At 55.2% G+C, this 22993-nt stretch carries 23 protein-coding genes and 1 pseudogene; 13 read left to right on the top strand and 11 right to left on the bottom strand.

From position 1 onward, the window contains the following. Window positions 1-95: 95 nt before the first annotated feature. The 7 genes from ACR0BT_RS17185 to ACR0BT_RS17155 all read right to left on the bottom strand — a co-directional run bounded on the left by ACR0BT_RS17185 (window position 96) and on the right by ACR0BT_RS17155 (window position 4932). Window positions 96-1241, bottom strand: coding sequence for an ABC transporter permease (locus tag ACR0BT_RS17185; RefSeq protein ID WP_170392834.1), 1146 nt, complete (start codon window positions 1239-1241; stop codon window positions 96-98). Beyond that, the gene (locus tag ACR0BT_RS17180) at window positions 1238-1531 is read right to left on the bottom strand and encodes a hypothetical protein (RefSeq protein WP_480763665.1); all 294 of its coding nucleotides are present in this window, start codon (window positions 1529-1531) and stop codon (window positions 1238-1240) included. The genes ACR0BT_RS17185 and ACR0BT_RS17180 overlap by 4 nt, the downstream gene beginning before the upstream one ends. Then, complete coding sequence (locus ACR0BT_RS17175) at window positions 1528-2163, bottom strand: ABC transporter ATP-binding protein (RefSeq protein ID WP_480763664.1); 636 nt, start codon at window positions 2161-2163, stop codon at window positions 1528-1530. The genes ACR0BT_RS17180 and ACR0BT_RS17175 overlap by 4 nt, the downstream gene beginning before the upstream one ends. Next, a complete protein-coding gene (locus ACR0BT_RS17170; RefSeq protein WP_255611867.1) occupies window positions 2160-3119 on the bottom strand; it encodes an HlyD family secretion protein in 960 nt (319 codons plus the stop codon). Before ACR0BT_RS17170 ends, ACR0BT_RS17175 begins: the two co-directional genes overlap by 4 nt. A gap of 113 nt (window positions 3120-3232) precedes the next feature. Continuing rightward, window positions 3233-4123 carry a haloalkane dehalogenase gene (locus ACR0BT_RS17165; RefSeq protein ID WP_480763663.1) on the bottom strand — a complete coding sequence of 297 codons (891 nt, stop codon included), beginning with the start codon at window positions 4121-4123 and terminating at the stop codon, window positions 3233-3235. After that, window positions 4120-4545 (bottom strand): GFA family protein, encoded by a 426-nt coding sequence (locus ACR0BT_RS17160; RefSeq protein WP_480763662.1) that lies wholly within the window; start codon window positions 4543-4545, stop codon window positions 4120-4122. The genes ACR0BT_RS17165 and ACR0BT_RS17160 overlap by 4 nt, the downstream gene beginning before the upstream one ends. Before the next feature lie 9 nt (window positions 4546-4554). After that, complete coding sequence (locus ACR0BT_RS17155; protein WP_480763661.1) at window positions 4555-4932, bottom strand: hypothetical protein; 378 nt, start codon at window positions 4930-4932, stop codon at window positions 4555-4557. Between the two features lie 118 nt (window positions 4933-5050). On the opposite strand from ACR0BT_RS17155, the gene ACR0BT_RS17150 reads away from it, so the two are divergent. Then, window positions 5051-5644, top strand: coding sequence for a TetR family transcriptional regulator C-terminal domain-containing protein (locus tag ACR0BT_RS17150; protein ID WP_170392839.1), 594 nt, complete (start codon window positions 5051-5053; stop codon window positions 5642-5644). Window positions 5645-5903: 259 nt separating this feature from the next. Here the strand turns inward: ACR0BT_RS17150 and ACR0BT_RS17145 are convergent, their stop codons facing one another. Together ACR0BT_RS17145 and ACR0BT_RS17140 are read right to left on the bottom strand one after the other, a co-directional pair. Next, on the bottom strand, window positions 5904-6782 hold the full coding sequence (locus ACR0BT_RS17145) for a hypothetical protein (protein WP_480763659.1): 879 nt from the start codon (window positions 6780-6782) through the stop codon (window positions 5904-5906). A 98-nt stretch (window positions 6783-6880) separates the two neighbouring features. After that, on the bottom strand, window positions 6881-7870 hold the full coding sequence (locus ACR0BT_RS17140; RefSeq protein ID WP_480763658.1) for an alpha/beta hydrolase: 990 nt from the start codon (window positions 7868-7870) through the stop codon (window positions 6881-6883). Between the two features lie 187 nt (window positions 7871-8057). On the opposite strand from ACR0BT_RS17140, the gene ACR0BT_RS17135 reads away from it, so the two are divergent. The 11 genes and pseudogenes from ACR0BT_RS17135 to ACR0BT_RS17085 all read left to right on the top strand — a co-directional run. Further along, window positions 8058-8993: a LysR family transcriptional regulator gene (locus tag ACR0BT_RS17135; protein WP_480763657.1), complete on the top strand. Its 936-nt coding sequence runs from the start codon at window positions 8058-8060 to the stop codon at window positions 8991-8993. A gap of 482 nt (window positions 8994-9475) precedes the next feature. Continuing rightward, on the top strand, window positions 9476-11215 hold the full coding sequence (locus tag ACR0BT_RS17130; protein ID WP_170424638.1) for an ABC transporter substrate-binding protein: 1740 nt from the start codon (window positions 9476-9478) through the stop codon (window positions 11213-11215). A gap of 81 nt (window positions 11216-11296) precedes the next feature. Next, window positions 11297-12346 carry an ABC transporter ATP-binding protein gene (locus ACR0BT_RS17125; RefSeq protein ID WP_170424636.1) on the top strand — a complete coding sequence of 350 codons (1050 nt, stop codon included), beginning with the start codon at window positions 11297-11299 and terminating at the stop codon, window positions 12344-12346. 1 nt (window position 12347) lies between these two features. After that, complete coding sequence (locus ACR0BT_RS17120) at window positions 12348-13424, top strand: ABC transporter ATP-binding protein (RefSeq protein ID WP_480763656.1); 1077 nt, start codon at window positions 12348-12350, stop codon at window positions 13422-13424. Beyond that, window positions 13421-14284, top strand: coding sequence for a carbohydrate ABC transporter permease (locus ACR0BT_RS17115; protein WP_170392846.1), 864 nt, complete (start codon window positions 13421-13423; stop codon window positions 14282-14284). Before ACR0BT_RS17120 ends, ACR0BT_RS17115 begins: the two co-directional genes overlap by 4 nt. Continuing rightward, window positions 14281-15078 carry a carbohydrate ABC transporter permease gene (locus ACR0BT_RS17110; RefSeq protein WP_058280831.1) on the top strand — a complete coding sequence of 266 codons (798 nt, stop codon included), beginning with the start codon at window positions 14281-14283 and terminating at the stop codon, window positions 15076-15078. Before ACR0BT_RS17115 ends, ACR0BT_RS17110 begins: the two co-directional genes overlap by 4 nt. Before the next feature lie 8 nt (window positions 15079-15086). After that, entirely contained in the window at window positions 15087-15488 is a 402-nt protein-coding gene (locus ACR0BT_RS17105; protein WP_480562599.1) for a DUF2160 domain-containing protein, read from the top strand. Window positions 15489-15554: 66 nt separating this feature from the next. Beyond that, window positions 15555-15950: a BlaI/MecI/CopY family transcriptional regulator gene (locus ACR0BT_RS17100; protein ID WP_170392848.1), complete on the top strand. Its 396-nt coding sequence runs from the start codon at window positions 15555-15557 to the stop codon at window positions 15948-15950. Next, window positions 15937-17034: a M56 family metallopeptidase gene (locus ACR0BT_RS17095; protein ID WP_170392849.1), complete on the top strand. Its 1098-nt coding sequence runs from the start codon at window positions 15937-15939 to the stop codon at window positions 17032-17034. The genes ACR0BT_RS17100 and ACR0BT_RS17095 overlap by 14 nt, the downstream gene beginning before the upstream one ends. A 148-nt stretch (window positions 17035-17182) precedes the next feature. After that, complete coding sequence (locus ACR0BT_RS17090) at window positions 17183-17563, top strand: transposase (RefSeq protein ID WP_480615753.1); 381 nt, start codon at window positions 17183-17185, stop codon at window positions 17561-17563. A 439-nt stretch (window positions 17564-18002) separates the two neighbouring features. Next, window positions 18003-18176: pseudogene (locus tag ACR0BT_RS17085) on the top strand (IS3 family transposase); the annotation flags it as partial. An 842-nt stretch (window positions 18177-19018) separates the two neighbouring features. On the opposite strand, the gene ACR0BT_RS17080 reads toward ACR0BT_RS17085, so the two are convergent. Both ACR0BT_RS17080 and ACR0BT_RS17075 read right to left on the bottom strand, forming a co-directional pair. Beyond that, window positions 19019-21562: a hybrid sensor histidine kinase/response regulator gene (locus tag ACR0BT_RS17080; protein WP_480763655.1), complete on the bottom strand. Its 2544-nt coding sequence runs from the start codon at window positions 21560-21562 to the stop codon at window positions 19019-19021. After that, window positions 21526-22017 (bottom strand): molybdopterin-binding protein, encoded by a 492-nt coding sequence (locus ACR0BT_RS17075; RefSeq protein ID WP_170392851.1) that lies wholly within the window; start codon window positions 22015-22017, stop codon window positions 21526-21528. The genes ACR0BT_RS17080 and ACR0BT_RS17075 overlap by 37 nt, the downstream gene beginning before the upstream one ends. A gap of 346 nt (window positions 22018-22363) precedes the next feature. Between ACR0BT_RS17075 and ACR0BT_RS17070 the strand changes: the two genes are divergently transcribed. Beyond that, window positions 22364-22978: a response regulator transcription factor gene (locus tag ACR0BT_RS17070; RefSeq protein ID WP_170424629.1), complete on the top strand. Its 615-nt coding sequence runs from the start codon at window positions 22364-22366 to the stop codon at window positions 22976-22978. Window positions 22979-22993 lie beyond the last annotated feature (15 nt).

Below are 22993 nucleotides of genomic sequence, written 5' to 3'. Positions count from 1 at the left end.
TTGTTTAGTTTTCAACAGAGGTCTTTCAATTCCCGATTCTGGGAAGCCTCAATGCAGCATTCAATTCCCGCACGGACGGCAGCTCTGGGCCGCCTTCAACCCAACCGTTTCTTGAACCTTAGAGTGGCCGCCAACAATCCGAATGCCGCAAATCCAATCATCCAGAGAATTCCCCAGCGCAACTCGTATAGCGACGCGCCACGCAGGACCACGCCGCGGATCATGTCCATAAAATGAGTGGCGGGCAGAACCTGAGCAATCATCTGGACTGGTTGCGGCATGCCGTCGAAGGGGAACATAAAGCCCGACATCAGGATCGATGGCAGCAGAACAAAGATAGTCATCTGCATTGATTGCAATTGGTTCTGCGCAAGCGTGGAAATCACCAGCCCAAGCGACAGGCTGGCGATGATGAACAACAAGGTCACCACAAGCAAAATGCCCAATCCGCCGTTTATCGGGACATCGAAAAGGACATGCCCGAGGCCGAGGATGATTGCGACCTGTATCAGGCCCAGAAAGATATAGGGGATGATCTTCCCGATCATCAGTTCGATCGATTTGATCGGGGTGTTGATCAGCATCTCCATATTGCCCCGTTCGCGTTCGCGGACGATGGCGGCTGAAGTGAACAGGATCATCGTCATGGTCAGGATCACGCCGACAAGACCTGGCACGATATTGACTGCTGATCGCTGTTCAGGGTTGAAGTAAAGCGTCACCTCGAAGGTAGGCACCTGCCGGTTTGGTGGTTGTTTCAGCAGTTCTGTCAAAGGCATCGTGCGCAGGGATTTGATTGCGCTGGCCACCATCGTGTCCGAGCCATCGACGATCCAATGGGCAACCGGTCGGCTACTGGTCTTGTCCGTTGCGTTGGGCAGGCCCAGCCCGACAGACGGGCTTCGGGCAAGGCGTTGGCTGACGTCTGATGGGATGATAAGCGCGGCGCGCACGCGGGATTCAGTGATCGCGCGCTCGGCTTCTTGCGGGGTTGTTAGATGTTCGGTGATGGTCACGACCTGCGTGGCCTGAACGATCTGCGCCAATGTTCGGGACAACTCTGTTCCGGACTGGTCCACCAGTGCGACAGGCACATGGCGCAGGTTGGTGTTGATCGCATAGCCAAACAGCAGCAGTTGGATCAGGGGGATCATGATCACCATGGCAAAGGTCATCCGATCCCGCCGCAGTTGTAACAGTTCTTTCTTCAGTACAGCAGCGATGCGGCGTGGCGAGATCACTGTTTTGGCCCCCGTGTGGCGCTGACGAACACGTCTTCCAGATTTGGTCGCTGCAGGGTCAGGGACAGGTCGGGAAACGCAGCAAGTTGGCCGCGCAACATGTCCACCGGCTGAGGTTCGGATTTATCCACCAGCACACGCAGCCGCGATCCGACTTGCGCGGTCGACAAGATCATGGGCTGGACGTCCAACGCGTGTTTGACCTTGCGCAGGTCCGGGCCTTCAACTTCGACAACATCGGCCTGCAGATCATCCATCAACTCACGCGGAGAGCCGTCCGCCTTCTTCACCCCGTGCTGCAAGATCGCCAGCGGTGGCAGCGTTCGGCCTCGTCCATGAAATGGGTCGAGACGATCATCGTCGCGCCCTGATCGACCAGATCGAACAGCTGTTCCCAGAAAGTGCGTCGGGTTTCGGGGTCAACGGCCGAGGTCGGTTCATCCAGAAACAACAGTTTTGGTCGGTGCATGACGGTCGCTGCAAGGGCGAGTTTTTGTCTTTGCCCGCCGCTCATGCTGCCGCTGAGCTGATCAATGTTGGTTGTCAGGTCATAGGTGTGCAGCAGTTCTTCAATCCGGTCCTTGGCCGACTTCACTGGAATGCCATAAATTTCTGCCGCGAACCGAAGGTTCTCCAGCACTGTCAGGTCGCGGTAATACGAGAAGATCTGGGTCATGTACCCGATCTCATTTTTTAACGGCTCAGCCGCTTCGGGCATTGATCGGCCCAAAACCGAAATTGCCCCGCTGCTAGGGGTCAGTAGGCCGGTCAGCATGCGCATGGTAGTTGTCTTGCCGCAGCCGTTGGGGCCGAGAAACCCGTATATCTGGCCCGTTCGGATTTCGAGGTCCAGATTGTTGACTGCGGTGTTTTCCCCAAACCGACGGGTCAGACCCTGCGTCGAGACGACGATATCACTCATGGCATGGGGACCTGCACTGGCACTCCGGCGGGCAGGTCGGGTGTTGCAGTGGGCAAGTCAATCTCGGCCAAATAGACAAGGCGCGTGCGGTCGTCCTTGTTCAATCCGTAATAGGGGGTGAAGGACGCGTCGTCGCTGATCCAGCGGATCACGCCGTCCAGCGGATCGGCCAGCCCGTCAATGCGTACTTCCAGCATGTCGCCGGGTTTCAGATTGACGCGATGCGGCTCGGGCACATAGACGCGCGCGTAAGGCGTCTGGCCCGTGACCATCACGGCAACCGGGCTGCCGGATGTTACCCGCTCGCCCAAATTCCACGGCAGAGAATCCAGCACGCCGTCGCGGGTGGCCGTAACCGTCAAGTCGTCCAGAACTGTTTGCTCGGCGGAAACCAACGCTTCGGCGGCCCGTACGTTGGCTTCGGCAACCGCCAGGTCTTCGGGTCTGGTGCCGTTCTGCAACTCTTTAAGCGATTCCTGAGCGCTGGCCAGTTCAGCTCGCGCGGAATCGCGCAGGGCCAGATCATTTGCTACCTGCGCTTCGGTCACGACCGAGTTTTCGACCAGTCTGGCGTTTCGGTCATAGATGGCTTCGGCATCGGCAAGGCGTGCAACAGCGCCCGCGACTTTGGCCTCGGCTATCGCAATCTCCTCCTCTCGCGGCCCCACCTGCAGCTTCAGAAGCGTGGCCTGCGCCTTTTCCAGTTCAGCCTGCGCCAGTGCCAGTTTTGAGCTTTGCAATGTTGGATCAAGCTGAACCAGCGTGTCGCCTGCCTTGACCACGGCACCTTCGGCAATAGGCAAATCGACGACGATTTCGCTGGCTGTCGCGGTCAAAGCCACCCGGTCGCGCGCCAATACGCCCAAAGCGACGCTGGTATCAGACCCGGAGCACCGGTCCAGAAAGGCGGGCAGTACAGCCGCTAGAATCAAAGGGATGGGGGTCGTCAGATTCAACAGGGTTTCCCTCCGGTGTTTGGCCTTTGAACGTATTGGGTGATAGTTAAAGCATAAAATCAGGAAATCTGATTTATGTATACGGCTCAGCCGCTACACGTGGCAGCACGGGGTCATGCGGGCAATCGCGCCAACCACTCCTCCAGCTTTTCTCCGATCAGATGGGGGTTATCTTCCTGTAGGAAATGAATGCCTTTGCCGATATCCACCGCTTCGAGGTTCTGGATGGTCTGATGGCACCAGGCGACCTCTTTTGTCCCGATGGTGCCTCCGGGCGTGGCGTGGAACATCAGCATCGGGGTTTGCGTTTCTCCCAACCAACGGCTGTAGGCGCTGACGATCTCATGAACGTCAGAAGGCGTGCCATCGATCGGAATCTCGCAAGGCCACACACGAACCGGCTTGCGACTTCGTGCTGTGGGAAAGGGCGCACGGTACTGCGACATTTCTTGCGGTGCCAGATCACGTACTATGGCGCTTGGCAGGATTTTCTCGACGAACATATTCAGGCCCGAGATCATCATCCATCCCAGACCCGGCGTCCGCATCAAGCGAAACCCGGTGCGGAAATCGGGCGGAAATCCCGCCCAACTCATCGGGCGGACCACGCCCTCCATGAACACGATGCCGCGGATGTTCTCGGGATGTCGGTGCGCATAGTGAAACCCCAATGCCGAGCCCCAGTCATGAATGACGAGCGTTAGGTCCTTTAACCCCAGCGCCTCGATGAATCCGTCAACGTAGGGAACATGGTCGACAAAGCGGTAGGGAATATCCGGCTTATCCGATTTGCCCATACCGATCAGATCCATCGCGATAGCGCGGCCCTGCCCGGCGGCATAGGGAATGATGTTGCGCCACAGATAAGACGAGGTGGGATTGCCGTGCAGAAACAGAACCGGCGAGCCGTCTCCTTCCTCGACATAGTGAATGCGCTGCCCATTCACCTCGACATATTTCGAGTCAAACGGGAAGTCTGGTGAGATCTCTTGTTCGGTACTCATTGAGCCACTCTTTCTGCATTGCAAGTCTCTTCGATCAGGCCCAGCGCCTCACCATACCACGCAGGTCGGGACGACCAGCCAACGATCGCTTTGACGGGTTGGGACGGCGGGCAGGACAAGCTGCCAACGGGGACAATCAGAATCTTGCCGTTTTGAGTCTCGAATGGCAGCGTCGTCCCGCAGTTCCGGCAGAACACCCGGCGTACTTGGGAATTGGGCACGTCGAAGGTGGTCAGCATGTTTTTGCCTTCCAGCCATTCGATCTGATCGGGCGTGGTGAACGCATTCGCAACATGGGCCGAGCCCGAGGCCTTTTGGCAGAAGCTGCAATAGCAGAGTTTGAAGGCGGCCATGTTGTCCCGCACCCGATAGCGCACCGCGCCACAGATACATTGGCCGTCGATCGTGTTTGGGTGACTCATCTGAACACCTCAGCCGCGATAGGCGAAATAGGAGCGGACAGAGGCCGTAAACGTCAGGCCCATGCTGATGATCGCGATGATAAAGCCGATGACCGCCGTTGCCGGGATCGAGACCAGAAAATCAACGGCAATCGCTGCGCGGATACCGACCAGGCTGCGCCTGAGGATGGATGCGATGATGCAGGCCAAAGTCACCATATATCCCAGCATCGTATAGAGCATCAGGTTGGCGGCTTGGAGGCCTGCCAGTTCTCCGACCTGTAGACCGTAGAATTTGAACGCGGCGAAGAAGCCAAGGGCCAGTAGGATTTTCAGCGCGTTCAGAATGAAGATGGCGCGCAGTGTTACGGGCTTTGAGGCCCCGGTTGTCGGGTCGATGGCGGTCATGTCAGGTCTCCGTTTGACGTGGGGCCACGCGGCATTTGCAGCCGCGCGCCCGCAATGCTATCCAAGTGGATAGGAATTTATTACTATCCATGCGGATAGAAAAAGCAAGGAGAAATCTGTGGCGCGCAAACGCAAGACGGATCACGACAGTGCTGTGGCAGGCGCTTTGGACCTGTTTTGGCGGCGGGGATACCATGGTGCCAGCACGCGGGAACTGGAGCAGGAGACCGGGCTAACTCGGTTCACACTGCAAACCACCTATGGCGGAAAAGAGAAGTTCTTCCTAAAGACACTTGATACTTATCTGGACAATGCCGAGGCTCGGCACTTCCCCGACCCCGACACCTATTCGCTGAATGACCTCAGCGATTGGTTCCAGGGTATCGCCTCGGCAGAACGTATGCCGAAGATCGAGGATGCGGGGTGCCTTGCCTTCAATTCGATCAGTTCGTTTCACCGCACTGACCCCGAGGTGAATGCCCGAATCGAGAGATACCTCACCGCCTTGGAAAGACGGTTTGCTGCGATCCTCAGCCGCGCCAAAATTGAAGGGACCGTGCACATCGATGTTGACCCGGATGAGGCGGCAAAGCTGCTGATCGGCCTGTTGCTGGGACTTCATACGATCATGAAAGCCCGGACATCCGACCAGTTCCCAAGGAGCTATGCAGACGCGGCGGTTGGGTTGATCAATGGGTGGAGAAATTTGTAAGCGATGAAATATGCAGGCGTGATCGGCTGCCATAATCTGACATCAAAAGACTAACACTCGAACGAACGTGATATCTAAAGCACGCAATGGGAAACAATTAACGTGACCACCTGCAGCGCGAGCATTACGCGTCTGTAGCGAATGTCTGGAAGTGCGCTGCCATTGCAGCATGTCCAGTGGCCGCTTTGGACCGCTAGTTAGCTCCCCGACCATATGCTACTGCGGAAGCCTGGCGCTATGAAAACCGGAGTGCGTGCGTCTATTGGTCGAGACTTTTCACCGTCTGAGACGGCAACTCCGCATAGGATGCGTCATAGAAATAGGTCAGCCAAATCGACCACCCATCGAAGAGTATATCGGAAATCCCACGCGAATGAGACCCGACGCTCAGCGGATCTACGGACCCTTCAGTTTCAACGCGCAAGAGCCTCGCATTCGGGTACTTCTCGTGACCCCGGTAACCCCCGACAACAATTGTGCCGTTCACGACTTCAACGGATTCCAAGTTACCAAAGCCGGTTGAAACAGCTACAGCAGTATCTCCGTTGCCTGAATGCGGAACCCAATACAAAGCGCTGTCCCAGGCGTCGTCGCTGCCCCAGGACACAGCGTAAATACCTGTCTCTGCGATTGCAAAGCGGGCGAGACCACTGATGCGCAAATCGCCGAGGTGAGGTTGAATTTGTCCGGTTTGGGCTGCGACCGATAGGAATGCGCCGCGCCCAAAATCACTCACAAGAAGGGTGTCATCGTCGAGGGCTTCGATATCGTAGAGAAAAACACCATCGTCATCGAGAGCCTGACGCCAGTTTACCGTGCCATCCGAAGCGGTAGAAATGACCTCATTGCCATCCACAATGACAATCTGGTTGCCGGAACGCACCATCCCTGTTGGGTTGCGCAGACCTTGCCCATCCGAGAGTTTGATTTCTTCGGTCGCGCCATCAGGAGTGAGCTTGTAGAGCCCGCCGTTAGTGGCGTCTGAGCTGAACTCTTCATCTGGCCCACCCGGTCCAATCGATACGGTATAGACATCATTTCCCATCGGCAAAACGGCTTCGGTAAAGGGCGGCAGCTCCTGTTCGGCGACAACAGGTAAGGCCGTGGTGCAAGTGAACAATAGCGAAAGAACTCTCATCTCAAATATTTCTCCGGTGTATCTGTGCCTTGATGTTGCCGCCCGTTTTTCCGGCAATGATTGTTCCGGGGCGGCGTCAATGAACCGAGCGGTTTGCATCAAAGGGTTCGATTGGAGGCAAGAAAGTGCGGAGCCAGAGCATTGACGGCGGCATCAATGATCAACGGGTCTTCGTAAAACTGAAGCTGGTTGGCGCCGTCGATCCAATACAGCGTCTTCTTTTCTGACGCGATTTCTTCAAAAATGCGGCGGGGAATGACCTGACCGCTTGCCGCTCTGTCGCCATGGATCATCAATACAGGCAGGCTCAGTTGAGGGGCTGTTTCGTCGATCCGCCAGCCCCAAATGCCAGCTTCGCTCATCGCGGTGATGCGGTTTTCCCAACCCCCTTTGAAAGTCAGCCAAGGGGCCCTGTTATCCCATGGTAGGTACCAGTCTGCGATGGCTGTTGCGGTCAGAAGGGCATCCTCAGAGCCGACGATTGGGATGTAGCTTGCTTCCCCCGTTTTTTCGAATTCGGTGGCTGCTTTGGCCGCGCGATCCATGCGTGCTTCAACCTCGGTATCACTGCCAAGGTACATTCTGGCGGTTTCCTCAGTTAGATAGTGGCCCGCGACAACCCCGAGAGAGGCCACGCGACCGTCTGTCACCGCTGTTTCAATCGCCCAGTTGACGCCCTGACAAATCCCGAGAAGATGAAGCCGGTTTGCGTCGATGCCTTCTTGGTTTGCGAGAAAACCGAGGGCGGCTTGGCCGTCTTCAACCTTGGCTTCACCAGACTCGTAGCGTCGGGGTGTGCCCGTGCTTTCTCCGTGATAGCGTGGATCGAATATCAGAACGGCCAGCCCGCGCGATGCCAGGCGGGTTGCATATTGCACCGGTGACTGTTCCTTGACGAACGCAACAGGGCCGATGATCACAACGGCCGGGTGAGGTCCTTCCGAAGCAGGTCTCAACAACTTTCCAACAAGGGTTTCCCCAGAGCTGTCAAAGGACACTGTTTCAACATCATAAGAGCCAAATGCCGATTGATCTGGGTCACCGGATGCCTCCGCTGTGCTAGCGCGGGCGGCGAAAGCTCCGCTCAAGTATGTTGCAATCGCGATTGAGTTGAACATGCGTCGTGTAATCACTGCTGCTGCCCTTTCGTATACAGTTTGATGGTCTCGACAACCAAACGATCTTGGATCGAGCGCCCCGATCTTGGGGGGCGCCCGGTTAGGCTTCACTTGTCAGTTAACTCGCGACGGGCATAATTGGGATGACGCAAATAGCATGATGAGCATGCAAAAAATGAATGACATTTTAACTTCTCTGGATGTTAGGACTCTACGGTTCCTACAGCTCCTGCTTCGCACAAGCAGCGTGACACGCACGGCAATACATCTGGGGATCAGCCAGCCCGCCGCCAGTCGAATACTCGCCCGGGTACGCGACCTTATTGGAGATCCGGTGCTGATCCGAACGCAGTCCGGATACCAATTAACGGATCATGCTCTGGGCTTGAATGAACCGGTCGATGCTGCCCTGTCAGCGATAGCTGACGTCTTCCAGCCTTCCGCCTTTGATCCAGCACAGTCCAACTATTGCTACCGCATCGCTTCGACAGATTACGGCGTCGCGGCTGTCCTGGGACCCATGATGGAGGTCTTTGCCGTTACCGCACCAGCAATAAGGTTCGATGTCTCGCCACTGGTGCCGCAAAGCTTTACCGATTTGGAAAAAGGAGCAATTGATCTGCTGCTATACGCGGATTTGGATGCCAGGAACGATTTGCTTGTTCAGAAGCTATTTGATGAAACCTACGAAATCCTGTTCCGACAAGGCCATCCGCTTGAAGAACATGCGTCATCAAAACGGGCACTTACTCCGCAAGACGTTTCGGCTTACCGGTTAATCGAGTTCAGTTTTCCGGGCACTTCGGGTCTGAAACCCGATACGATCATGAGGGAAAAAGGAGATGGTTCGAATGCTGTGTTCCAGCAGCCTTACTTCACCACATTACCTTTTTTGGTAGGACAGACGGATGCAGTTGCAGCTGTCCCCAAGCGGCTGGCAAAGCAAGTCCAGAAATTGACCTCTCTTTGTTCAGCTCCGTTTCGGCCGAGTTGTGGCTTCCCTTATTTTCTTGTCCGCCACGAGCGTAGCCGCTTCAATCCAGCGATCAATTGGCTAAGGGAACAAGCATTGGAGATCACCAAGTCCGACTGATCAGATGTTCGAGCTGGTATGATAGTTTGCACGTGAGATATTCGAAGTACACAAAGGCCATCCAAATCAGCACCCGCCCTTGGGTCCTGACGAAACCACAATCCATAGATGGCAGGTCTGTTGGGTAAAGCTGCAACATCGTCCGTTAAAGTTACATCTCCGCTCAGAGCCGTTCCCCAGACCATCGTCTACTTTCCAGCTTCGCGATTGCAGCGAACGACAGCTTTGACGGTCAGCACCGCGAGAAGGTGACCAGGGTCGAACGGAAGGAATGGGCCGTTTGCAGCGCACGTATTTGATGCTAATTGGCGTGATCCATGAAGTTCACCCTCCAACGTAAACGGTAATAATATATGTAAAACAATGGGTTGATCTACTTCTTCCTTTCTACTAAAAAATTAGTTTGACAGCAGCGCCGAATATCATCGATGCTGTTTGCCATCCGGTCTGCACCGGAACACATAATCTTTGGGAGGAGACAGATGCGGAGACATCTACTTTCCGCCGTGGCGGCAGCGGCCGTCATTGCGGGGCATGGTCCTGCTTGGGCCGACGAAGCCGCAGCACAACGTTGGATCGACGACGAATTCCAGCCATCGACCTTGTCGAAGGACGAACAGTTGTCCGAAATGAAGTGGTTCATCGATGCTGCACAACCGTACTCGGGAATGGAAATCAATGTCCTGTCCGAGGGTATCCCGACGCATTCCTATGAATCCGAGGTTCTGACCAAGGCGTTCGAGGAAATAACCGGGATCAAGGTCAATCATCAGATTCTCGGCGAAGGTGAAGTGGTTCAGGCTGTTCAGACTCAGCTGCAAACCGGACGGAACCTGTATGATGGCTATGTCAACGACAGCGACCTGATCGGGACACATTCGCGCCTGCAGTTGGCCTATCCGCTGACCGATATGATGGAAGGTGATTGGGCGGCGACAACCTCGCCAACGCTGGATCTGGATGACTTCATGGGCATTCAGTTCACCACCGGCCCTGATGGCAAGCTGTATCAATTGCCTGACCAGCAGTTTGCGAACCTATATTGGTTCCGCAAGGACTGGTTCGATGACGAAGCCAACAAGGCCGCGTTCAAAGAGAAATACGGCTATGATCTAGGCGTTCCGGTCAACTGGTCGGCCTACGAAGACATCGCCGAGTTCTTCACCAATGACGTGAAAGAAGTCGATGGCACCACGATCTATGGCCACATGGATTATGGTAAGCGCGCGCCTGACCTCGGCTGGCGCATGACTGACGCCTGGCTGTCGATGGCCGGCGCTGGTGACGTGGGTGAACCGAACGGCGTCCCCGTCGACGAATGGGGCATCCGCATGGAAGCGGGCACCTGTAACCCTGTTGGCGCGTCCGTTTCGCGTGGTGGTGCTGCGAACGGCCCGGCTGCGGTCTATGCGATCCGCAAGTGGGATGAATGGCTACGAGCGTATGCGCCTCCGGGTGCGGCGTCTTACGACTTCTACCAGTCGTTGCCGGCGCTCAGCCAGGGCAACGTGGCTCAGCAGATCTTCTGGTACACCGCCTTCACCGCGGACATGGTGAAGCCGAAGTCCGAAGGCAACAACACCGTGGATGACGAAGGCACGCCGCTGTGGCGGATGGCGCCCAGTCCGCACGGCCCCTATTGGGAAGAAGGCCAGAAGGTTGGCTATCAGGACGTGGGGTCGTGGACCTTCCTGAAGTCGACGCCTGCGGATCGTGCTCAGGCGGCTTGGCTCTATGCCCAATTCGTGACGTCCAAGACTGTCGACGTGAAGAAATCCCATGTGGGTCTAACCTTCATCCGCGACAGCTCGGTCAACCACGAGTCGTTCACCGAGCGCGCACCCAAGCTGGGTGGTCTGGTCGAGTTCTACCGCTCACCCGACCGTGTGGCATGGTCACCGACCGGCATCAACGTGCCGGACTATCCGAAGCTGGCCCAGATCTGGTGGCAGCAGATCGGTGACGTGAACTCGGGCGCCTTCACCCCGCAAGAGGCGATGGACCGTCTAGCAGAAGAGATGGACATCACTATGGCCCGGATGCAGGCCGCTGACGAAAGCGCCGGTGTCTACGGTGGCTGTGGCCCGCGTCTGAACGAGCCGCAGGATGCCGCCTTCTGGTTGGAAAAGCCGGGCTCGCCCAAGGCCAAGCTTGAGAACGAAAAGCCGCAGGGCCAGACCGTCAACTATGACGAACTGGTTCAGCGCTGGCAGTCTCAGTAAGCAAGCGAAACCGGGGGTGCCGTGTGCGGCATCCCCACCCCAAGGCCAGTGCGACGCACTGAAGGACCGGAACCCACGGACATGATCGAACTTAAAGACGCCACCAAACGGGTTGGCAATGTCATCCATATCAAGCCTACGAACCTGACGCTCAAGACTGGCCATTTCAACGTGTTGCTGGGCGCGACGGGGTCGGGCAAAACCTCGCTGATCAAGATGATGGCCGGGCTGGACCCGATCGCCTCAGGCAAAGTTCTGATGGACGGGCAGGACGTCACCAAGCTGAACACGCAAAAGCGGCAGATCAGTTTGGTACACCAGTTCTTCGTGAACTACCCGCATATGACCGTTTTCGACAACATCGCTTCGCCCATACGCGTGGCGGGGATGGCAAAATCCGAAATCGAAGGCCGCGTCGAAGAGGCCGCCGACTTGCTGCAGTTGCGCCCAATGCTACAGCGCCGTCCGCATGAGTTGTCAGGTGGCCAGCAGCAGCGTACCGCGCTGGCCCGCGCGATTGCAAAGGAAAGCCGTGCAGTGTTTCTTGACGAACCTCTGGCCAACCTCGATTACAAGCTGCGTGAAGAACTGCGTGAACAACTGCCCGACTTGTTCGCCGGGCGCGGGGCCGTAGTCGTCTATGCCACCTCGGAACCGGAAGAGGCGTTGATGCTTGGCGGCTACACCGCCTTGATGGAGGACGGGCGCGTCACCCAATTTGGCCCCACATCAGATATCTATCGCAACCCCGAGAACATCTCTGCAGCTCGTGTGTTCTCTGACCCGCCCATCAATGTGGCGCGCATCACTGTGTCTGATGCGCAGGCGCAATTGGTCGGCGGTGGTGGCTGGAAAGTCACCGATATAGCCGATGGTGACTACTTGGTCGCCGTGCGTCCGCACCGGGTGACCCCGTTCCGCTCTTCCGACGCCGACGTGGAGCTGACCGGGCGTGTCATCGTGACCGAGCTTTCAGGCTCGGATTCCAGCGCGCACTTCCAGCATGGGGATGAGGCGTGGGTGTCCCTGGCCTCGGGTGTCCATCCCTATCAGGTGGGCGAAGACCACAGCTTCTACATGAACCCGGCCCATTGCCGGTATTTCGGCCAAGACGGCAAAAGGATAGCCTGACATGGCACAAATCAAGCTTGCAAACCTGCGACACAGCTATTTCCCCAATCCCAAGGGGCCACAGGATTACGCCCTGAAGGAAATCGACGTCACCTGGCGCGATGGCGGCGCCTATGCGCTGCTGGGGCCATCAGGATGCGGCAAGTCAACGCTGCTGAACATCATCTCGGGGTTGCTGACGCCTTCCGAGGGACAGATTCTGTTCGATGGTCAGAACGTTACTGCCTTGCCCCCAGATCAACGCAACATTGCGCAGGTGTTCCAGTTCCCGGTGATCTACGACACGATGACTGTGGGCGAAAATCTGGCCTTCCCGTTGAAAAACCGGGGAGTCGACCCTGCAACGATCAAACGTCGCGTCGATGAGATTGCAGAGATGCTGGACGTTACGGATATGCTGAATACCCGGGCCTCAGGTCTGAGCCCGGACAACAAACAGAAAATCTCGATGGGTCGCGGGTTGGTGCGCGACGACGTGAACGCGGTGATGTTCGATGAGCCGCTGACTGTTATCGACCCACATCTGAAATGGAAACTGCGGTCCAAGCTGAAAGAGCTGCACCAGCGCGTCAAAGCCACGATGATCTACGTGACCCACGACCAGACCGAGGCGCTGACCTTCGCGGACGAAGTAGTCGTGATGCAGGAAGGCGAAGTCGTGCAGATCGGCACCCCTGTGGAACTGTTCGAACGCCCTCAGCACACATTTGTCGGCCATTTCATCGGCTCACCCGGCATGAATGTGCTGCCGTGCGAAGCAAAGGGCGAACGGGCCCTATTCGAAGGCCATGAAGTGATGCTGGAAGGCCAGACCCACGGTGACGGAGGCCGCACCGATCTGGGTATCCGGCCTGAATATATAAGCTTTGGCGAAACCGGCATCCCTGCCCATGTCACCAAGGTCGCAGATATCGGGCGACACTATGTGGTCAGTGCCATGGTCGGTGATACGCCGGTGAAAGCCGTAGCAGAACACAACGCGCCCAACCCTGGCTCACATGTGTACCTGCAATTCAAACCCGAACAATCTCGCGTCTACCGCGACGGCTGGATCGCAACCGAGGAGCGGACGCAATGAGAACGGAAAACCAAAAAGCATGGTTCTTTGTCCTGCCGGTGCTGGCGCTGGTCGCGTTTAATGCGCTGGTGCCGATGATGACGGTGGTCAACTATTCGGTGCAGGAGACCTTCGGTAACAACCAGTTCTTCTGGGAAGGACTGGGCTGGTTCGAACAGATCCTGCGTTCCGACCGGTTTCAGGCAGCTCTGGGACGGCAGTTCCTGTTCACCTTTCTGATCCTGCTGATCGAGGTGCCGCTTGGTATCATCGTGGCGCTTTCCATGCCGCGCAAAGGGTTCTGGGTGCCGGTCTGTCTGGTCCTGATGGCCCTGCCGATGCTGATCCCGTGGAACGTGGTCGGCTCGATGTGGAATATCTTTACTCTGCCCAAGATCGGCTTGCTGGGGTACTTCCTGAATGACGTCCTGGGCATCAACTATGACATGACGCAGCAACCTTTGTCGGCCTGGATCACGGTCATCGTGATGGATGTCTGGCACTGGACCTCATTGGTCGTGCTGCTGTGCTATGCCGGCCTCGTGTCGATCCCGGATGCCTATTATCAGGCTGCTAAGATCGACGGAGCGAGCCCCTGGTCAGTATTCCGTTATATTCAGCTGCCCAAGATGAAAACCGTCCTGACCATCGCCGTTCTTCTGCGGTTTATGGACAGTTTCAACATCTATACCGAGCCTTTCGTTCTGACGGGCGGCGGTCCCGGCAACTCAACCACCTTACTGTCGATCGACCTTGTGAAGATCGCGCTGGGACAGTTCGACCTTGGCCCTGCGGCCGCGATGAGCCTGATCTACTTCGCCATCACGCTGCTGGTCAGCTGGGTCTTCTACACTCTGATGACAAAGGATGACGCGCAATGAAAAAGCGGTCCCTTATCCCGATCCTCTATATCGCGTTCCTGATGCTGCCGATCTATTGGCTGGTGGCGATGTCCTTCAAGACCACGAACGAGATCCTGTCGGGCTTTTCCCTGTTCCCCCAGACCTTCACGCTGGAGAACTACATTACCATCTTCACCGATCCGACGTGGTATTGGGGCTATATCAACTCGATAATCTACGTGACGATCAACACGGTGCTGTCGGTCTGTGTAGCGCTGCCAGCGGCCTATGCGTTCTCGCGCTATCGGTTTCTGGGCGACAAGCAGTTATTCTTCTGGCTGCTGACCAACCGGATGGCGCCAGCGGCGGTGTTCGCGCTGCCCTTCTTCCAGCTCTATTCGTCAATCCACCTGTTCGACACCTATCTGGCCGTGGCGCTCGCGCACACGCTGTTCAACGTGCCGCTGGCGGTCTGGATTCTCGAAGGCTTCATGCGCGGCATCCCGAAAGAACTGGATGAGACAGCCTATGTCGACGGTTATTCTTTCCCGCGCTTCTTCGTGACGATCTTCCTGCCCAACATCAAAGCGGGTGTCGGCGTCGCGGCCTTCTTCTGCTTCATGTTTTCATGGGTCGAGATGTTGCTGGCCAAGACCCTCACCGCGGTCGAGGCCAAGCCCATCGCCGCCGTGATGACCCGCACCGCCTCCAGCGCGGGGTATGAGTTGGGTCTGCTGGCAGCAGCCGGAACACTGACCATTATCCCTGGTGCCATTGTCATCTGGTTTGTCCGCAACTACATCGCGCGCGGTTTCGCGATGGGCCGTGTGTGAGGTTCGATATGCGTAGACTTCTTCTCACCCTCTCCTTCCTGCCTTCGAGGGCATTCGCCCAGCAAGCCGGATGGGGCAATGTTGGCCAGCAAGAGGAAAAGGGATTCTCGTGGACCGCCCCTCTTTGGCCTGATTTCTGGATGGCCTGGACCCCGGCGACGTTGGCGGTATTCGTGGGTATCTTCGCGGCCATCGCACTAATTGGACTATTGGAAGGGTTCAAGTTCCGCGACGGCCTTGAACGTCGCGGTGTACTTGGTCTGACAACCACGTTGGGCGATCGGTTGTTCATAACACTGCTCGGCTCGACCTATATCTTCCTGGCCTGGCTTGGGCTGGTAGGCCAACCTGTATGGACGCCTCTTTTCCTGTCCATCGGTTGGGGCGTCTTCGTCTTCTGGAAAGTTTAAGCTTTGAGAAACAGCGAAAGGATGCTTGTCTGTCAGGCATACTAGAAAATGGCGACACCGAGATCGATGCGAAAGAAAAAGACAACAAATCTTCTGACCGACGTGGAACTTGAGTTCATGAACGAACTCTGGGCGCTGGGTCAGGGTTCGGTCCGTGATGTCCTTGATCGCCTGCCTTCTGATCGTAATTTGGCCTATACATCCGGCGCGACTATTCTGCGTATCCTTGATGAAAAAGGGTTCGTCGAAAGCGAGAAGAACGGCAAGTCGCTGATCTACAGACCCCTGCTGGAAAAGGACAGGTACCAGTCGCGGTCGCTGCAGAATCTTTCTCGGACCCTGTTTGACGACACACCCGCGACGCTGGTTGCAAGGCTGGTCGACGATGAGGGGCTGACAGAAGATGATTTGGAGGAAATTCGAGCACTGGTAGAGAGGAGACTGCAAAATGACAGCGGTTAAACCGGTTCTCGATACGTTTCTTGATCTGAATGTCGTGCTTGGATTGTCGGCCTTTATCTGGTTGGCAGTGCGCGCGGCGCTGGATAGGACATCGATGCGATATGGATTTGTGGCTCAGCTTCGCTTGCTCAAGGCACTTTGTATCTGCGTTCTTGTCAGCCCCATTTTGGCTACAGGGGTCTCGAGCCTTGCAGGACTGGTCTGGCCGGGGCAACCTGTTGCACTGGGGGATATTGCCGTGGCCGCTTATCTGCGCGGCGACATTGCCATGCCAGCAGCACAATTTGAAACCCTACTGAACACGCGCGAGCGGTGGCTGGACCACGTACTGGCAGGCGCAAGCATGGCCGCAAACTGCGCATTGATCGCATTCGCTCTTATTGCAGCGGTGCTGACAGTTCGTGTGATGCGCGATGCATGGGCCATCCGCAGCGCGATCACGACCAGTTTTCTTTGGCGGCAATCCGCCAAGGTGGACATTCGCCTGTCAGATCGGATTACCGTACCGTTCGCTGTGCGTGGCCTTCGCCGCCGGCACGTCGTGCTGCCCAGTCATCTGTTGAACACACCAAATGAGTTGCGATTTGCCCTGGCGCACGAGTTTCAGCACATCCGAGCCAATGACGTGGAATGGGAGCTTGGGTTCGAGCTTTTGCGACCTTTGCTGTTCTGGAACCCGGCCTATCTGGTGCTCAAACACCAATTCGACCGGCTACGCGAATTGGCCTGTGACCAATCCGTCGTGTCTCGTAAGGGCATAGATTCAAAGGAGTATACGACCTGTTTGCTGGAATTCTGCGCGCGATCGATTACGTTGAACAATCCACGTGTTCTTAATGTGGCACTGGTTTACGGAACAAAGGCAAAGCACGTACTGCGGCAGCGCGTGTTAGCGTTGACCGAAGCGCCGATGGCAGACACCCGACTACCTGCCGTATTTCTTGGACTGATACTTTCATTTGCATTTGTTCTCGCCATCGGATCAGCATCAGTTCGCCAAACACAGGACTGGAGCCACGATCGGCTGATGCTGTCTACAGTCATCAATCTGGAACGGCTGGAGGCTCGCAATCGAGGGAACTGACGGTGTTAATAATGTGCCGTCTCGGATCAGGCATGCAGACGTGTCTGACGTCGGCGCCAATGGATTAGTTTAGGTTGATTTGATAAGGGAGATGCGGTCATCGGGCCGGTTCATCATAATTGTGGTAGTGATTTGAAGCTCAAAGGAGATGACCAAGACTTATTTCGTGGGTCTTGATGTTTCAGTCAAGAGCGCGGCAATTTGCGTGATCGCAGGTAACCCGGTCCTGGTGGCGGCAATCTTCCCGCTCCCGTCAGCGCGTGATGCGATGGCAGAAGAATTTGCTGAATTGGACAAGCAGGTTCGAGATCAGTCTCGCAAAGATAATGTCTGTCGTCGCCTTATGACAACTCCCGGTGTCGGCGCCATAGTTGCAATGAGCTTCCGTGTTGCCATTGAGGGACCCAAACGTTTCCGTTCATCTAAGTCGGTGGAAGCCTGCTTTGGCATGACGCCATGGCGAAACCAATCCAGACAAACGGATCGAGTCACATCAAATACCAAGGCCGGCGATGCCAGTGTGGGATAGACGCTTTACGAAGCAGCGCATGTGATGCTTGTGAGAACCACCTGATGGACTCCGTTGAAGGCATGGCCGATGCGTGTTGCCGCCCGATGTGGTGCAAAGCGCGCCAAAATTGCCCTCGCGAGGAAACTGGCAGTCATCATGCATCGGATGTGGATAGACGGCACGGAATTCAGAACCGTCTGAAAGACAACGAGTACCAACTCTTCCGCGAGGAAGGCGCCCCTGAAAGGACGCAGCGCGGGAAATGCCGACAGAAACCCTGTAAAAAATATATGCCGCAAGGGAAATAGGCTTTCCCCGTCAGAGCCAACCGCAGCATTTGAGTGCACCACGCAGATCACGGACAGAAGCAAGCACTTTCAGGCGCAATGTCCTTGCAATACCGCGCCCGATTACAGAAGGGTTTCGGACTCACCATAACCGCCAAGGAGTAGCGAGGATAAAGAAACCCGGAACCAAGCATAGCCACGGTGAGAAGGTGGTAAAGGACACTCGCGGTGTGACCCGATAGAAATTTTCGGCAGAAGAGCAAATCAGGATCGTGCTGGACGGCCTGAATGGTGAGGACAGCATTGCGGAGCTGCACCGCTGTGAAGGCACTGCCCAGAGCCTAGTCAGGTTTTTCAAGCGCAGCGAAAGTCTGCTGTGTTGCCACAATTATTTTTTGAAGTTTGACAGACGGGTTCAATAGCAAACAGCAGCAAGCCCTCTTTCCCATCACCGTCCTTTCGTGGGCCAGCGGGATTTGGACAAGCCAATCTCCCCTAGCCGTCAGGGTGAGGGCCCGGCCCTCCCCCTCGGGCAACCCTTTTAGACAGGGCCGTGTCCTCGGCTGCGTCTGCGGGCCGCACCACCCCTGTCGAATAGCATTGCCTCGCCCCCTCCCGCGTTCGCCACGTGGCAGATTGGCAGGAACAGGCAGCTTCGCTGTCTGACCTACAAATCAGCTCTGATTTTCCGAAAGAGAAGTCAGAACAAACCAAACTATCTGCAGGAGTATGAAATGGCAGCGGCGTGTTAGCTGATGACGCAAAGGTCAAATTCAACTGATGTCCAACATTGGGATCGCCTTCTGATGTCAAACGTTCACTGCTTTTCTGGTCCAACTATGACGGTTGGGTCAGGTTCATGTGACGTTCAACAGGAATGTCGGGCGACACATAGTTTTGCCATTCCGAGAGGCTTAAGCCATTGATTTTGGGTCATTCGATTTTCGATGGGCGCACGGGTTTTACCATTTGCGACTCAAAGGCTTTCCATCACGTTGGAGCAGCCGAGCAAAAGCTAGACTGAATCTTTATCGCCTTCTTCGGCGCAGATCGTAGGTAAATCTATCAAAATCTCGGCAAGTTCTTGTCTGTTAAGCCTCAGCCGTCCTGCCGATATCGCTTCGATACATCCCGCCAATTCGAGTGCAACTGTGAGAATTGTGGGCCGTAGCCAGCGAATTGAACTTCAACGACAACGTTTGGCTTCGTACTGCAAATCCCTCAAGAAAGTAGCCTTCTCGTCGTCCCATTGCTGCGAAGTGCAGTTTTGAAGGTCATTCAACTTGGACCAAAGGTCGGTTTGCCCGAGTATCGCAGCAGAGCCACATAGTTTATGCGCCGCTTGCCTGTGTGTGTCATTTAACTCATTGGAATTATTGAGACTGTCAATAAGACCAACAACTTCGTTGTTCAATTCCCTGCAGGCTTCACGGAATTTGTCCGCTCCAAATCGAATCCTGAAGTCATTGTCTGGCTCCATAACCTCAACCCTTTGCACCTTCACAACTTTAGACAGTTCTGACTGTAAAGCCGCCAATGGAACGGGTTTCACCAGCAACCCCTGAAATTCTGCTGCTCGTATGACTTCGTGATCTTTTGGGGCTGCGTGAGCCGTAACTGCTATCGCTGGCAAATTGCCCCACTCGATATTCAGTTCGCGAACTTTTCCGAGTGTTTCGATACCATCGATACCCGGCATGCTGATATCCAACAAAAGTACATCAAATCGCTCGGACCCAAGACGTTCTAAGGCGGCGTAACCACTTTCAGCCTCAGCAACCGAAAAGCCAAGATCTTCAAGCATATCGGTCAAGATCATTCGATTGATTTCATTGTCGTCTACCACCAGCGCTTTCAAACCCTGATAAAGCTCTGCCTGTGGCGCGTCTGTGGAATCCGGTTCGCTCATGACATCAGATCTTGAGGTTGGCAGCGGCAGTCGCATTGTAAACAGGCTGCCTTCTCCAAGCACACTATACGCCGTGATGTCGCCACCCATCGCCTCGACCAATCTTTTGGTAATAGCCAGCCCTAATCCCGTTCCGCTCGTCTCACGTGCAAAGGCGGTATCGATCGTGACAAATTCGTCGAAGATAACGTCCAGATAGTCAGATGATATCCCGACCCCGGTATCTGCAATCCGAAACTCAATCAGATCATCATGATGAAGTCGTTCGACTTCGATCGTGACTGATCCATCCCGCGTAAATTCGATTGCGTTACCTAACAGGTTCACCAAGCATTGCTGCAGCGCAGTCCTGTATCCAAGAACGTCGATAAGCTCTTCAGAGAGAACATCGACCTTCAAGTCGTTGCCACGCGCATCTGCATTCGCCGACAGACTGTCGGCAACTTCGTGGACAACCTCCATAACGTCAAAACTTGATCTGTCACGCAAGGCATTGCCTGAACCCAGTCTGGAAAAATCCAAAACATCAGTCACATGAGACAGCAGCAACTTACCCGACACCTCAATAGAACGAAGATACCGCTTTTGTCTGTCCGTCAGATTGCTCTGATCAATCAATGCCGCAGAGCCGAGTATTCCGTTCAACGGAGTACGCATTTCATGGCTCATCACTGTCAACAGATCGGATTTGGCCTGTTCACTTTCCCGCGCCTTGTCTCTTGCAGTGCGCAAGTCTTCCTCGGCTTTGAGTTCCTCAGTTATATCCCGAAGGAATGAGACAAAGACTTGCTCTCCATCCGTTTCAGCTAGCGATATGGACAGCTCCACGGGAAAAGTTTCCTGCGATTTGCGCAAACCCTCTAACCTGACGCGCCCAGCGCCGATTACCTTTTGCTCGCCGGTCTCGAGAAATCGAGTCATGCCTTTTCGGTGCAGGGCGCGCAGGTGTTCTGGAACGATAAGTTCAGCCATATCAGCACCGATTGCCTCGGCCTGACGGTACCCAAAGACATCTTCGGCGGCACCGTTGAATTCAAGAATTCTTCCAGAAGTATCGACCACCAACACCGCATCCAGTGACGAGGTAATGGCCGCTTCAAATCGGTTGCGAGCCGACTGGCTTTGCCGGGCAAACAACTGCCCTTGCCGGAATAATTTGATGAGAACTGCAAAAGCTAAAAGCAGTGCAACGAAAAGTACAACAAGTAATGATGCCATTCGGGTTAGTGTGCTGGCCAACTCAGCACGTCGGGTTGCGTTTTCCTGGGCAAATCCCTGAATACCGCCCAGCGCAATCTCGCGCACTTCAGGTCGCAGTGTTTGAATCTGCGCCCGCAGATCAGGAAGTGCTGCGCGCAGCTGGTCATCCGGCCCATCGATCAATGGTGTCAGCCGGGATAGAAAATCTTCAGTGGCTTGCAGGGCTGGTTGCGCGGCGGCACCCCCTCGCAGAAATGAAAACAGCTCGCTACTAAACAGCGTATCCGCTCGGCTATAAAAGATATCGAAACGGTTGCGTACAGTGGACAAGTCACCATTGGAACGTGATGAAGCGTCAATGACCGAGACTTCGAACCTAAGCAGCTCGACTTCGAGCTGAGACATCAGCCAGCTGACGTTGTCTGTTTTTGCGGTCGAGAGTGCGTCGAGATCTGATTTCACCTCGCGCCCAAGGGAAAGCACGATAGCCAGACTCACAACCAGCAATCCTACAAAGGCAAAAATGGGCCATCTCTTCATGCTCATTAAAGGCGCTTTAGTGTCGATGGCCTTCTCCTCGGTACTTACTGTGCTACGACTTCCAATCGATTGAGTTGCCAAATGCTGCGGGCATAAATTTCTTCGGACTGATAGGCCTCGTTAGCATCGTAAGGGTAAATTATCCACAAAGGTCCTTTGTCGCGAACAGACATCGCCTTGCCATCGCGCAAGTAGGCAACGATCGGGCCACCATCTGTTGCATCACTGGTGGGAATGGTGACGGCGTAGTCATTCAAAGCCACCGCTCGTATGATCCCCTGCTCTGCCTGGACATGGTCCAGGAGCACATCAAGGGAAACTCCTTCAAAGCTCTGCGTACCCTCTGTCCAGATCGTTGTTGTAGCGATTGACTTACTGGGCAATGCCTCAAAGGCTTTCCTGTCGAATGTCCAAGTGTTCTTGTTTCCATTGAGACCGACATCGCCCGAGACCGTAAGAAGTACTTCATCCGCATATGCCGCACTCGCAAATGAAATGGCGAGTGCGGCGCTAAGTGATTTTAAAGTTTTATGCATGCGAGGTTGTGTCCGTGAGTAGGTGAACCTTTGTCAAAACGCTTTTGACACAGCCCCGCGAAACGTTCTCAGACGCAATAGAATAGCTCGCTATACTTTAGGATAGTTCAGCGCACCAAAGGTCACACCATCAGCCTAATTTGCGAACTTTCGACGTCCCAAACCATGCAATTAAAGTTTTCGCGGAATGCGATAATGAGGCTTTGGCAGCCAGCGTCAAAGAGTAATAGTTTAGGAAAGCAACATGAATTTGCAAAGTTCGTCAAATAGTAACCCTTTTGGTGGTTCAACTATTCCGGGTGGGATAAAATCGGATCAAAGCATTTGTTCAAGGTCACCGATATCAATGCGAATTCTATTGGCTGATGATCACGGTTTGGTCCGTGACACGATCTCATCCTACCTCGAAACCGAGGGGCGCGCGGCAGTTGTTGCCGTACCCGATTACATGGCTGCGATGAAATTGCTGTCATCCGAAGATCCATTCGACCTTGTCCTGTTAGACTTTGAAATGCCGGGCATGAATGGGATCGAAGGGCTTTCAGACGCAATTCGCCAATTCCCTGAACAGGCTTTTGCGATATTGAGCGGGACGGCACCAAACAAGATCGCACAGGAAGCGGTCGAAATGGGCGCCGTTGGTTTCTTGCCCAAAACCATGGGCGCCAAATCCCTGGTCAACGCGGTGCGATTTATGATCGCCGGCGAAACCTTCGTCCCGGCCAGTGTTCTAAGTATGGATGGCGATGTCAAAGAAAGCGACTTTTCCCGTCAGCTCAGCCAGCGGGAAAAACAGGTTCTACGCGGATTGTGCCGTGGGCAGTCCAACAAGGAGATCGCGCGAGAGCTGGATCTTCAGGAAGTCACGATCAAGCTGCATGTTCGGACCCTTTGCAAGAAACTCAATGCAAAAAACCGGACCCAGGCCGCTCTGATCGCTCGGGATGCAGGATTCGAGTGACCCGGGTCCGCAGGG

It is taken from the genome of Ruegeria sp. CJ6, assembly GCF_056536665.1.
This window is presented reverse-complemented; position numbering and strand designations above follow the sequence as displayed.